This window comes from Pantoea eucrina (assembly GCF_002095385.1).
GTDB classification, from domain to species: domain Bacteria; phylum Pseudomonadota; class Gammaproteobacteria; order Enterobacterales; family Enterobacteriaceae; genus Pantoea; species Pantoea eucrina.
In genome coordinates this window covers 20,259-31,929 of sequence record NZ_MIPP01000008.1, presented here as the reverse complement: position 1 = coordinate 31,929, position 11,671 = coordinate 20,259, and the positions used below count along the sequence as shown (strand labels likewise).

Here is an 11,671-nt window from a genome sequence, read left to right as displayed (position 1 = left end):
AAGTGAAAAAGAGGTCGCTATGCTATCAACCCCGGCCCGCTGCTGGCTATGCCATCTTCCGCTGCAGATTGCACACCACGGCTTGTGCACTCTCTGTCTGCATCAGCTGCCGCTCCTGCCGGCGCTCTGCCCCTGCTGCGGCCTGCCAGCCACTGCAGCGCAGCGCTGCGGTCGCTGCCTGCGTCAGCCGCCGCCGTGGCATCGCTTAACCTGCGTCAGCGATTACACTCCGCCGCTGAGTGACTGGGTACAGCAGCTGAAATTTTCCGGCGCGATCGCACTCAGGGTGATGCTGGCGCGGCTGCTTTTGTTAAAATTGTTAACAACGCGCCGGAATGAACCCGCTACGGCGTTCGATCTGGTGCTGAGCGTGCCGCTGCATCATCAGCGCGCCTGGCAGCGCGGCTTTAATCAGTCAGCGCTGCTTGCGCAGCCGCTCGCACGCTGGCTGAGGTGTGAGTATCGTGAAGGTGTCAGCCGGATACGTCGCGGCAGCACCCAGCATCAGCTTAATGCCCGCGCGCGCCGTCATAATCTGCGCAGCGCGTTCCGCCTTGAAATGCCGGTGCAGGATCGCCATATCCTGCTGATTGATGATGTGGTCACCACCGGCAGCACCGTAGCGGAGATTAGCCGCCTGCTGCAGGCTGAGGGCGCCGCCAGCATCCATATTGGCTGCCTGTGCCGTACCTTGTAGAGCGTCGGTGTTGGGCGTATTATAACCAGGTAATTTAGTCAACTATTGAGCAATCGCCATGATCCGTATTACTGATACTGCGCAAGAGCATTTCGCAAAACTGCTGTCAAAACAGGAAGATGGCACCCAGATCCGCGTATTCGTTATTAACCCGGGTACGCCAACCGCCGAGTGCGGCGTCTCCTACTGCCCGCCTGACGCGGTAGAAGCAACGGATACCGAACTGAAGTTCGATAAACTCTCTGCCTATGTGGATGAGCTGAGCGCACCCTATCTTGAAGATGCAGAGATTGACTTCGTTACGGATAATCTCGGCTCTCAGCTGACCCTGAAAGCGCCAAACGCGAAAATGCGTAAAGTCTCTGACGATGCGCCGATGGCAGAGCGGGTCGAATATCTGCTGCAGGCGCAGATCAATCCGCAGCTGGCCAGCCACGGTGGCCGCGTGTCGCTGATGGAGATCACCGATGATGGCATCGCCGTGCTGCAGTTTGGCGGCGGCTGTAACGGCTGCTCGATGATTGATGTCACGCTGAAAGATGGCATTGAGAAAGAGCTGCTGGCTGCCTTCCCGGAGCTGAAAGGGGTTCGCGATCTCACTGAACACCAGCGCGGCGAACACTCCTACTACTGATAGTTTATGCGGCAGCGCCCTGCGCTGCCGCGGTTTTACTACGCTTTACGCGCCTCGCTTACCGTTTTCAGCAGTTTCTTCACGCCCTTATCCGCAAACGCCTCTTCCAGCGTAAAGCTCCACTTGCGTCGCCAGTTAGGATACTCATCTGTTGTGCCCGGCACGTTAACCGGCGTTGTCATGCCCATCCAGTCCTCCGGCTGCAGGCCCAGCAGCGTGCTGCGGGTAAGCGCCAGAAAGCGATGGATAGCCTGATTAAAGGCTGGCGTCAGCGCCTGTTTTTCCGCCTGCTTTGCACTGCGCGCCGGCATGGCCCCGGCCTGATGCAGCGCATCCAGCAGCGCCTGTTTCTGTTCCACGCGCTGCGCCTGCAGCGACTGCAGCGTACTGCCTTTATACATACCCAGCTTCTCGCCCAGTGCCAGATCCTCCGCCTGCCAGAAGCCGCTCAGCGTCGGCAGATCGTGCGTGCTGGCACTGGCGATGGACTGCGGCGGATAGCTGTCGGGCAGGCGATAGCGCCCCTCTTTTTCCTGTTCGAAGAACAGTACTTTCCAGGAGAAAACTCCGCTGTCGCGCAGCAGTTTGACAATTTCCTGCGGCACGGTGCCGAGATCTTCGCCAATCACCATGCAGCGCATCCGCTGGCTCTCCAGCGCCAGAACCGCCAGCAGATCCTCTACCGGATAGGAGACGTAGGCGCCTTTATCCGCACCTTCCCCATGCGGGATCCACCACAGTCGCAGCAGCGACATCACATGGTCGATGCGCAGCGCGCCGCAGTCGCGCATATTCGCGCGCAGCAGGTCGATAAACGGCTGATAGCCACGCGCGCGCAGCACGTGCGGATCGAGCGGCGGCAGCCCCCAGTTTTGTCCCAGCGGTCCCAGCGGATCGGGCGGCGCGCCGACCGAAGCGCCAAGTTTATATAGCTGCGGATCCTGCCAGGTTTCGGCACTATGTTCAGCCACACCTACCGCCAGGTCGCGGTAAAGCCCCACCGCCATACCCAGCTCCTGACTGCGCTGCCAGCAGTCACTGAACTGCTGATGCGCCAGCCACTGCAGCCAGCTCCAGAAGCCAATCTCCTCTTCATGCTGCGCGCACCAGGCCTGGACTTCCGGCTGCGCGGCACTGCGTAAACCCTCCGGCCAGGTTTCCCAGCCCCACCCCTGCTCATCCTGCCCGCTGCGCTCAGCCAGAATGCCATCAAACGCGGCCTGATAACGCAACGCGTCGCCGCCCGCCGTCAGAAACGCCTGGTAATCCGCTTCCTCTGCCGCCTGCGGCTGATACTGCTGCCAGGCCAGACGCAGCGCCTCCAGCTTGAGTGCCGCCACTGCCGCATAGTCAACTGCCTCCACCGCGCGCGCCTTCTCCAGCGCCTTGCGGGTTTTCGCACTCTTCCACCAGCGCTGTGCAGCGGCGCTCTGCTGAAATGCTGCCACCTGGCTGACGTCAATATAGAGAATATTCAGCCAGCGGCGCGACGCCGGGCTGTAGGGGCTGGCGAGATCGGGCTGAGCCGGATAGAGCGCATGCAGCGGGTTAAGGCCAATAAAGTCGCCGCCGTGCGCCGCTACCTGCTCCAGCATCCGTTTTAAATCGCCAAAGTCACCGATACCCCAGTTCTGCTCTGAGCGCAGCGTATAGAGCTGCACCAGCGCACCCCAGCGTTTTTCTCCCTGTGCCAGCGGTTCAGGCAGGTAGCAGCGACGCGGCGCAATAATCAGGCGCGACTGCCACTCCTGACGCCCTTTACGCAGGCTGAGCTGATGATAGCCCTGCGTCAGACGCGGCGGCAGCGTCAGCATCTCGCCACCCTGTACCGTGCCGCTGTGGCTTTTGCCCTGCTCAGTGGTCAGCTGCCAGGTAAATTCACCTTTGCCACCCACCGCAAGCTCGCGCCGGGCGCGTGCCACAAAGACCTGCACCGGCGGCACCGGCGGCGCTTTACCTGCCGGCGCCTCCATTACCGCCAGCAGCGCCTCTTTGGTCTCATCGCTGATGGTTTCCTTTTCCCCTCTGGCATTCACAAAACGCAAGGCAATTCCCGCCGCTTCTGCGGCCTGATCCAGTTTATTGAGAGACATCAACGCTCCTTTCGCGTCCGGGCTGGCGGATAGAGATCAAAAGGATAAGTAAAGTCGCGCCTGGTGAAAAAAGCGACCGGATCGGAAGGGAGAGGGAAAAAATAGCTGCCGGGCGCGTGGCCCGGCGCAGGATCAGCAGAGTTCGAGATGGACCTCATGCTGCTCAATCACTTTAAGCACGCTGGCGGGAGGCTTCTGATCGGTAAACATGTAATCAATCAGTCCCATATTGCCCAGATTGACCATAGCGTTACGCCCGAACTTTGAGTGATCCACAACCAGCATTACGCAGCGCGAATTGTCGATGATGGCTCGTTTGGTCCGGACTTCATGGTAGTCAAACTCCAGCAGCGAGCCATCCATATCGATGCCGCTGATACCGAGAATGCCGTAGTCGAGGCGGAACTGCGAGATAAAGTCGAGCGTGGCTTCGCCCATGATCCCGCCGTCACGCGTGCGCACTTCTCCGCCGGCGATGATCACCCGGAAATCGGGCTTGCCCATCAGGAGAATGGCAACGTTAAGGTTGTTCGTGACAATCCGCAGATCGTTATGGTTCAGCAGCGCATGGGCAACCGCTTCGGGTGTAGTACCGATATCAATAAACAGCGTTGCGCCATCCGGGATCTGACTGGCCACGCGCGCGGCGATGCGTGCCTTTTCTGCCGACCACATCATTTTACGATCCTGCCAGGCGGTATTTTCCGAACTGGAGGGCAGCGCCGCGCCGCCGTGATGGCGCTGAATTTTATTCTGATCGGCCAGATCGTTTAAATCCCGGCGGATGGTCTGCGGACTGACCGCAAAATGCTCAACCAGCTCTTCCGTACTGACATACCCCTGACGCCGGACCAGATCGATAATGGCGTCATGACGTTGCGTCTGCTTCACATCTCTCTCCTCGGCTTGCAGCCGTGTTCTTTTTATCTCTGATGACGGGCAGCGTGGCGCGTATCCACAAACGCCATAGCCAGCCCGACCAGCAGGCCGGTCACGTGCGCGGCATTAGCAATTGCCAGACCAAATGCGCCGTACCAGCCAATTACCAGCCATACAATAGCGAAACCAATCAGTCCGCGCTCCAGATAAATACCGCTTTCGGGATCGCGCTCGCCGCGCAGCCAGCAATAGCCCATCAGCGCATAGACCACACCCGAAAGACCGCCAAACAGCACGCCGCTGAATTTGGCCTGCATCCAGCCGCTGAGCAGCGCAGAGATCAGCATAATCACAAACAGCTTGCCGCTGCCGAGTCGCTTCTCGACCGCTCCGCCGAGATACCACCACCACATCAGGTTAAACAGGATATGCAGCAACGAAAAGTGCAGCAGCGCATGGCTGAACCAGCGCCAGACCTGAAAATATTGCGAGGCGTCAGCCGGCCAGCCCAGCCAGGCCAGCGCGACATCATCACCCGCAATCTGCATCAGAATAAACACTGCGACGCAGAGCGCCATCACCGAAAGCGTCAGCGGTCCGGCGCGTTCGCGAATCGTGGCCCAGACGTTGCTGCGCTCATAGTGCAGCCCGCTGCGGGTGCTGCCGCTGCGCCAGCTGGCCGCCTGATAGCGCGGGTGATTAGGGTCGCGAACGAATTGCGCAAGTTCGTTTTCGACCATCTGCAGCTGGCTCTCATCATCCAGCACGATCACAAAGTGACTTTCCTGCTCTATGCGCAGCGTCACACCGCGCGTCGCCATATAATCCACAAACGCCTGCGCGGTGCGGGCGTGGCTGAACCGGGTAATACGCATCATGCTGCGCTCTCCTTAAGATGGCGGGTCAGAGACTACCGGTCGCGGTCTGCGCAGGAAACGCTGCACGCCAGGCGTCAAACCCGCCATCAATGCTGTACACCTCACTGAAACCCTGCCCCAGCAGAAACTGCGCGGCGCCTTTGCTGCTGTTGCCGTGATAACACATCACCAGCACCGGCAGATCGCGGCGCGCCTGCGCGATAAAGTCCGCCAGGTTGTCATTGGAGAGATGCTGCGCGCCAGCGGCATGTCCCAGGGCGAAACTCTGTGGATCGCGAATATCGACTAACTGCGCGCCCTGCGCCAGCTGCGTGTTTGCCTGCTGAACGTTAATACACTCGAAGGTTTCCATCGTTATCTCTCATTTAGCTGTTCTGTTTGCGCCTAGTTTACCCTGAGAAACAGGTGCCATAACCTGATAAAGAAAAGGGTTATCTGTTTTTTTTCCTGCCGGAATGTTAGCTGCATCACGCAGGAATGTTTTTATTGCGTTAAAGACTGGCGAAAATGTTGGTTTCCGATTATTATTACGCTCGAAAACGAACATTTTAGAACTATTCCGAACATCGGAGGAGATGACGTGGAAACCAAAGACCTGATCGTGATCGGCGGCGGCATCAACGGAGCCGGCATTGCAGTGGACGCTGCAGGACGCGGACTGTCTGTGCTGATGCTGGAGGCGCGGGATCTGGCGTGTGCCACCTCCTCCGCCAGTTCCAAACTGATTCACGGCGGCCTGCGCTACCTTGAGCACTACGAATTTCGCCTGGTTGGTGAAGCGCTGGCCGAGCGCGAAGTGCTGTTAAAAATGGCACCGCATATCGCTTTCCCGATGCGCTTCCGCCTGCCGCACCGCCCGCACCTGCGTCCGGCGTGGATGATCCGTATGGGCCTGTTTATGTATGACCGCCTCGGCAAGCGCACTACGCTGCCGGGCAGTAAAGGTCTGCGCTTTGGCGCGGAGTCGGCGCTGAAGCCGGAAATTACGCGCGGTTTTGAATATTCCGACTGCTGGGTGGATGATGCCCGCATGGTGGTGCTGAACGCGCAGGAAGTTGAGCGTAAAGGTGGCGAAGTGCGCACCCGTACCCGCGTTAACCGCGCATGGCGTGAAGGCGGCATGTGGATGGTTGAGGCAGAAGAGGTCGATACCGGCAAAATTCTGACCTGGCGCGCTAAAGGCCTGGTTAATGCGGCCGGCCCGTGGGTTAAACAGCTGTTTGACGACGGCCTGAAGCTGAAATCCCCTTATGGCATTCGCCTTATTAAAGGCAGCCATATCGTGGTGCCGCGCGTGCACACCGAAAAGCAGGCTTATATTCTGCAGAACGAAGATAACCGTATCGTGTTTGTTATTCCGTGGATGGATGAGTTCTCTATCATCGGTACCACCGACGTTGAGTACAAAGGCGATCCGAAAAACGTTAAAATTGATGAGGAAGAGACGCGCTATCTGCTGAAGGTGTTTAACGCGCACTTCAAAAAGCAGCTGACCTCAGATGATATCGTCTGGAGCTACTCCGGCGTGCGTCCGCTGTGTGATGATGAGTCAGATTCACCGCAGGCGATCACCCGCGACTATACGCTGGACGTGCGTGATGATAACGGCGGGGCGCCGCTGCTGTCGGTGTTTGGCGGTAAGCTGACCACCTATCGCAAGCTGGCAGAGCATGCGATGGAGAAACTGGCGAAGTACTACCCGAACGCCGGCCCGGCCTGGACAAAAAATGCCGTGCTGCCGGGTGGTGATTTCTCCGGTACGCGTGAGGACTACGCTGCCGGTCTGCGTCGCCGCTATCCCTTTATCAGCGAAAACATGGCGCGGCACTATGCCCGCACCTACGGCAGTCGCACCGAAATGCTGCTTGAGGGTGTCACCAGCCTGACCGATCTGGGCGAGAATTTTGGTCATGAGTTCTATGAAGCTGAACTGCGTTATCTGGTCAAAAACGAGTGGGTACGTGAACTGGATGATGCTATCTGGCGCCGTACCAAGCAGGGTATGTGGCTGAACACGGCCCAGCAGGCGCGCATCAGCGAGTGGCTGGCGCGCAACAGTCAGAAGCCGGCGCTTTCGCTCGCATCGTAAGGTCTGTTATCCGCTTTACCGACCCCGCACCCGCTGCGGGGTTTTTTATGTCGCCGGATAACCGATTCAGGAAGAGCGTGCAGGGATAACAGAACAGCGCCGCTGCCCCACAGAAGCGGCAGCGGCGCTGGCACAGAGCAGCAATCAGAGTCCGGCGTGTTCGCGGATATATTTGCGCGCTTTTACCGCATATTCAAACGGGTTGGCGATAGCCGGATCCTGCTCCGCCTCTACCACCATCCAGCCTTTATAGCCTGCCTCGTCGAGAATTTTAAACACCGGCGCGAAATCGATCGCACCATCTCCCGGCACGGTGAAGGTGCCTTTCTTCACGCCATCAAGAAACGACAGGGATTTCCCGCGCACTTCAGCCACCACTTCGTCGCGCACATCTTTCAGATGCACGTGGAAAATACGCGGCAGATGCGTGGTCAGTACGTCCAGCATCGCCTGCTGCGATCCTTCAGAGTAGTAAATATGGCCGGTATCATAGAGCAGGCCTACGCTGTCGTGGGTCAGCGCCATAAAACGGTCAATCTCTTCCGGCGTCTGGATCCCGGTTCCCATATGGTGGTGCAGCGTCACGCGCATGCCCTTTTCTGCGGCAAGCTGCGCCAGTTCGTTATAGCCTTCCGCCGTCAGGCGCCACTCTTCGTCACTGAACACCGGTTTCTGCTCAAACACGGCCAGCGTGGTACCCTGAATACTTTTGCTCTGCTCTGAACAGCCGATAACGCGCGCGCCCATCGCATGCAGGAAGTTCATATGGTTGATGAACTCATCGATGGTCTTCGCCTTATCGCCGTTAGCAAAAAAGGTGCTGAACCACGCGTTGCAGATCTCAATGCCGCGGATATCGAGCATCGGTTTCAGAATCGCCGGATCGCGCGGGTATTTACTGCCGACTTCGCTGCCGGTAAAACCGGCCAGCGCCATTTCACTGACCGTCTGCTGGAATGTGTTCTCTTTGCCCAGATCGGGCATGTCGTCATTGGTCCAGCCGATCGGCGCTATCGCCAGCTTTACATTCTCTTTGTTCATCTTCAAATCCCGGAATCAGGGCAGCGGAGCAGTCGCGCCGCTGCAAAAAAAGTAGCAGGTTATTTGCTGTAAAATGCCGGACGCGGTGGCATTTCAACCGGCTCAATCGCGCCGCTGTTCTGTGCTTTCAGGCATGCGTCAGCTGCTACTGAAGCGGCAAAGCCATCCCATGCGGAAGGTCCGGTAAGCTCACCGGCTTTAACATCGTTAATAAACGCCTGCAGCTCGACGTCATAGGCGTCGATAAAGCGATCTTTCCAGTCGGTCAGCAGCGGCGTTCCGAGGCGCGCGTTTTTACGCGTCTGGATCGCCGACGGCTCTGGCAGACGGGCAATGCCCTCTTCCCCCACCACTTCACACTGGATATCGTAGCCATAGGCGCAGTTCACAAAGATCTCCACATCGATGCGGATCCCTTTCTGCGTTTCAAACAGCACAATCTGCGGATCCTTCAGCTGCGCATGCGATTTTGACGTGACGCGCGGAAAGACCACCTGTACCGATTTATAGTCATCCTCCGTCAGCCAGCGCAGCACATCCAGCTCGTGGATCAGCGTGTTGGTGATAGCCATGTCGGTGGTGTAGTTCTCACCCACGCTCTGATTACGGTGCGCGCAGTGCAGCATCAGCGGTTCGCCAATCTCACCTTCAGTAATCACTTTTTTCAGGGCGCGATAGCCCGCGTCATACGGGCGCATAAAGCCCACCTGCACCAGCCGTTTGCCGTGCTGAATTTCCGCATCCACAATACGGCGGCAGCCTTCCGCACTCATCGCCAGCGGCTTTTCACAGAATACCGGCTTGCCGGCAGCGATAGCCGCCAGGGTAAACTCTTCATGCGTCGGGTCCCAGGAGGTCACCAGAATGGCGTCAACCTCCGGCGAGGCGATCACCTGATGACCATCCTGATAAACCTCCGCGCTGATATTCAGCCGCTGCAGCGCCGCCCGGGCCCCCTCAACGTTGATGTCGGAAACCGCCACCACTTTTGCGCCCTGCAGTACGTTGTTACAGCGACGGATATGCTCCTGACCAATTGCACCGGTCCCGATTACCCCAAGTTTGAGCGTCATGATTACACCTGTAGAGTCAGATAAGAGATAAGACGGCCGATCTGCGCCGGCCAGAAGCGTTAATATTTACGTGCCTGCTGAATGTGCTGATTCAGCTTGTCAGCGACCTGCTGCGTACGCTCAGATTCAGAGGTTTGCGCCACGCCGACGTTCCACCAGCTGAAATATTTGTGCACCATGGTTTTTGGCAGCACTTTGATATCAATCAGGGTGGAGACGCTTTGCTGCTGTGCGTCGGCCAGCGCCGCCTTCAGCTGCTCAAGCGTGGTGACGCGGTAGGTTTTGCAGCCGTACCCGGCGGCAATGGCCGCAAAGTCCACCGGCACAAAGCCGCCATCGAGCCGCCCCCCTTCCGGATTACGGAAGCGGAATTCGGTCGTAAAGCTGTCCATACCGTGTTCCATCTGCAGGTTGTTAATGCAGCCGTTGGTCATGTTATCCAGCAGGATGACGTTGATCTTCGCGCCCTCCTGAATCGACGTCACCAGCTCTGAGTGCAGCATCATGAAAGAGCCATCACCGACCATGGCATAGACCTCACGCTGCGGCTGGGCCAGCTTTGCCCCCAGCGCGGCGTTGACTTCATAACCCATGCAGGAGTAGCCATACTCCACGTGATAGTCGTTGTAACTGCGGGTGCGCCAGACGCGCTGCAGGTCGCCCGGCAGGCTGCCCGCTGCGGCCACAATGACCGCGTCATCCGGCAGCTGCTCGTTCAGCGTGCCGAGCACGCTACTCTGCGTCAGCACGGATTGAGTAAGACGCTGAAATTCGGCAAACAGCGCGTCGCGATCGATATGGTCAGCAATTTCCGGAACGAAATCATTGCTGTTCCAGGTAGCAGCATAGACGCGCTGCGTCTCCTGCCGCAGCTGACGCTGCGCCTCTTCTATCTGATCGCCCCAGTGGCTTTCAAAGCCCTGCAGCTGCTGCGCCAGCGCGGTCAGCCCTTCGCGCGCATCGGCGAGCAGCTGCACGCCATCGAGCTTGTAGCTGTCGAAGTTGCTGACGTTAAGATTAAGGAAGCTGACCTCCGGATGGCGAAAAATCCATTTTGACGCGGTGGTGAAGTCGGTATAGCGGGTGCCGATACCGATAACCAGATCGGCCTCTTTCGCCAGCAGGTTAGCGGCCAGAGAGCCGGTTTCCCCCACGCCCCCCAGGTTCAGCGGATGTTCGGAACTCAGCGTGCCTTTGCCCGCCTGCGTTTCCGCAAACGGAATCGCGAAGCGCTCAGCAAACTTCAGCAGCGCCTCGCCCGCTCCGGAGTATTTGACGCCACCGCCCACGACAATCAGCGGCTTGTGCTTGCGCGCAATCAGCGCCAGCGCAGCCTCAAGCGGCGCAGGAGAAGGAAGGCGGCGATCGAGCCGATGCACGCGCTTCTGAAAGAAGTAGTCCGGGAAATCCCACGCTTCGCCCTGTACATCCTGCGGCAGGGCGAGCGTCACTGCACCGGTTTCGGCGGGATCGGTCAGCACGCGCATGGCGTTAATACAGGCGGACATCAGCTGCTCCGGGCGGCTGATGCGATCCCAGTATTTGCTGACGGCGCGGAAAGCATCATTGGTACTGATACTTAAATCGTGGCTCTGCTCAATCTGCTGCAGCACCGGATCGGGCTGGCGGGTCGCAAACACATCGCCGGGGAGCAGCAGCAGCGGAATACGGTTGGCCGTGGCGGTTGCCGCAGCGGTAATCATGTTGGCCGCGCCCGGGCCTACCGACGAGGTACAGGCGATAATCTGACGGCGCAGCGACTGTTTGGCAAAGCCGGTCGCAGCATGCGCCATACCCTGCTCGTTGCGTCCCTGATACACAATCAGATCGCCGCTATCCTGCTCCAGCGCCTGACCCATACCGAGTACGTTACCGTGGCCGAAAATGGCGAACACGCCTTTCACAAACTTGCTCTCTGCGCCATCGACATTCAGATATTGATTATCGAGAAACTTCACCAGCGCCTGTGCCGTTGTCAGTCTGATCGTGCCCATATCTCTTTTCCTTTACTTGCCGGCATCCGCAGAGGAGCCTCGCGACCCGGAGCAGGCTGTCTGGCTGCCCCGCGCATAAGTGAAACATGCGGCGATTATAAACAAATATTTTTTCCATAAAATACAATTACAGAAGAAACATTTCATTTTGCGATGGAGATCAAATTCAGCACAGTAAAGTGACTGAGCAGCCATTTCTGCGTGGATAAAGTGGAACGAAGCCAGAAAGCGTGGCGCGGTTGTGAACTTTTGTTTCACCCGGAGAGCTTCTGCTATTTACCTGATATTTCCTG

At 58.2% G+C, this 11,671-nt stretch carries 10 protein-coding genes; 3 read left to right on the top strand and 7 right to left on the bottom strand.

Annotated features, from left to right (window positions below):
* Positions 1 to 19: 19 nt before the first annotated feature.
* Complete coding sequence (gene gntX, locus HA43_RS05790; RefSeq protein WP_039380970.1) at positions 20 to 697, top strand: DNA utilization protein GntX; 678 nt, start codon at positions 20 to 22, stop codon at positions 695 to 697.
* Between the two features lie 58 nt (positions 698 to 755).
* Positions 756 to 1,331 carry a Fe-S biogenesis protein NfuA gene (gene nfuA / locus HA43_RS05785; protein ID WP_039380973.1) on the top strand — a complete coding sequence of 192 codons (576 nt, stop codon included), beginning with the start codon at positions 756 to 758 and terminating at the stop codon, positions 1,329 to 1,331.
* Positions 1,332 to 1,369: 38 nt separating this feature from the next.
* On the opposite strand, the gene malQ is transcribed toward nfuA, so the two are convergent.
* From malQ to glpE, 4 genes are all read right to left on the bottom strand, one after another.
* Positions 1,370 to 3,424 (bottom strand): 4-alpha-glucanotransferase, encoded by a 2,055-nt coding sequence (gene malQ, locus HA43_RS05780; protein WP_039380975.1) that lies wholly within the window; start codon positions 3,422 to 3,424, stop codon positions 1,370 to 1,372.
* Positions 3,425 to 3,556: 132 nt separating this feature from the next.
* On the bottom strand, positions 3,557 to 4,315 hold the full coding sequence (locus tag HA43_RS05775) for a DeoR/GlpR family transcriptional regulator (protein WP_039380978.1): 759 nt from the start codon (positions 4,313 to 4,315) through the stop codon (positions 3,557 to 3,559).
* Between the two features lie 32 nt (positions 4,316 to 4,347).
* Complete coding sequence (gene glpG, locus HA43_RS05770) at positions 4,348 to 5,178, bottom strand: rhomboid family intramembrane serine protease GlpG (protein ID WP_039385660.1); 831 nt, start codon at positions 5,176 to 5,178, stop codon at positions 4,348 to 4,350.
* A 28-nt stretch (positions 5,179 to 5,206) separates the two neighbouring features.
* Positions 5,207 to 5,533, bottom strand: coding sequence for a thiosulfate sulfurtransferase GlpE (gene glpE, locus HA43_RS05765; RefSeq protein ID WP_039380980.1), 327 nt, complete (start codon positions 5,531 to 5,533; stop codon positions 5,207 to 5,209).
* Between the two features lie 228 nt (positions 5,534 to 5,761).
* Here glpE and glpD point away from each other — a divergent pair, with 228 nt between their 5' ends.
* The gene (glpD, locus tag HA43_RS05755) at positions 5,762 to 7,270 is read left to right on the top strand and encodes a glycerol-3-phosphate dehydrogenase (RefSeq protein WP_094111188.1); all 1,509 of its coding nucleotides are present in this window, start codon (positions 5,762 to 5,764) and stop codon (positions 7,268 to 7,270) included.
* A gap of 144 nt (positions 7,271 to 7,414) precedes the next feature.
* Here glpD and iolE read toward each other — a convergent pair whose 3' ends face one another.
* Genes iolE through iolD form a run of 3 tightly spaced genes read right to left on the bottom strand, consistent with a single transcriptional unit; the run spans position 7,415 to position 11,378 of the window.
* Complete coding sequence (gene iolE / locus HA43_RS05750; RefSeq protein WP_094111187.1) at positions 7,415 to 8,311, bottom strand: myo-inosose-2 dehydratase; 897 nt, start codon at positions 8,309 to 8,311, stop codon at positions 7,415 to 7,417.
* Positions 8,312 to 8,370: 59 nt separating this feature from the next.
* Positions 8,371 to 9,384, bottom strand: a complete 1,014-nt coding sequence (iolG, locus tag HA43_RS05745) for a bifunctional inositol 2-dehydrogenase/D-chiro-inositol 1-dehydrogenase (RefSeq protein ID WP_039380988.1) — start codon at positions 9,382 to 9,384, stop codon at positions 8,371 to 8,373.
* A 59-nt stretch (positions 9,385 to 9,443) separates the two neighbouring features.
* Entirely contained in the window at positions 9,444 to 11,378 is a 1,935-nt protein-coding gene (gene iolD, locus HA43_RS05740; RefSeq protein ID WP_094111186.1) for a 3D-(3,5/4)-trihydroxycyclohexane-1,2-dione acylhydrolase (decyclizing), read from the bottom strand.
* Positions 11,379 to 11,671: the final 293 nt, after the last annotated feature.

Bases quoted from the DNA above. Each gene is read 5' to 3' on its own strand.
- gntX (WP_039380970.1), top strand. From the start codon at position 20: ATGCTATCAACCCCGGCCCGCTGCTGGCTATGCCATCTTCCGCTGCAG.
- nfuA (WP_039380973.1), top strand. From the start codon at position 756: ATGATCCGTATTACTGATACTGCGCAAGAGCATTTCGCAAAACTGCTG.
- malQ (WP_039380975.1), bottom strand. From the start codon at position 3,424: ATGTCTCTCAATAAACTGGATCAGGCCGCAGAAGCGGCGGGAATTGCC.
- glpG (WP_039385660.1), bottom strand. From the start codon at position 5,178: ATGCGTATTACCCGGTTCAGCCACGCCCGCACCGCGCAGGCGTTTGTG.
- glpE (WP_039380980.1), bottom strand. From the start codon at position 5,533: ATGGAAACCTTCGAGTGTATTAACGTTCAGCAGGCAAACACGCAGCTG.
- iolE (WP_094111187.1), bottom strand. From the start codon at position 8,311: ATGAACAAAGAGAATGTAAAGCTGGCGATAGCGCCGATCGGCTGGACC.
- iolG (WP_039380988.1), bottom strand. From the start codon at position 9,384: ATGACGCTCAAACTTGGGGTAATCGGGACCGGTGCAATTGGTCAGGAG.
- iolD (WP_094111186.1), bottom strand. From the start codon at position 11,378: ATGGGCACGATCAGACTGACAACGGCACAGGCGCTGGTGAAGTTTCTC.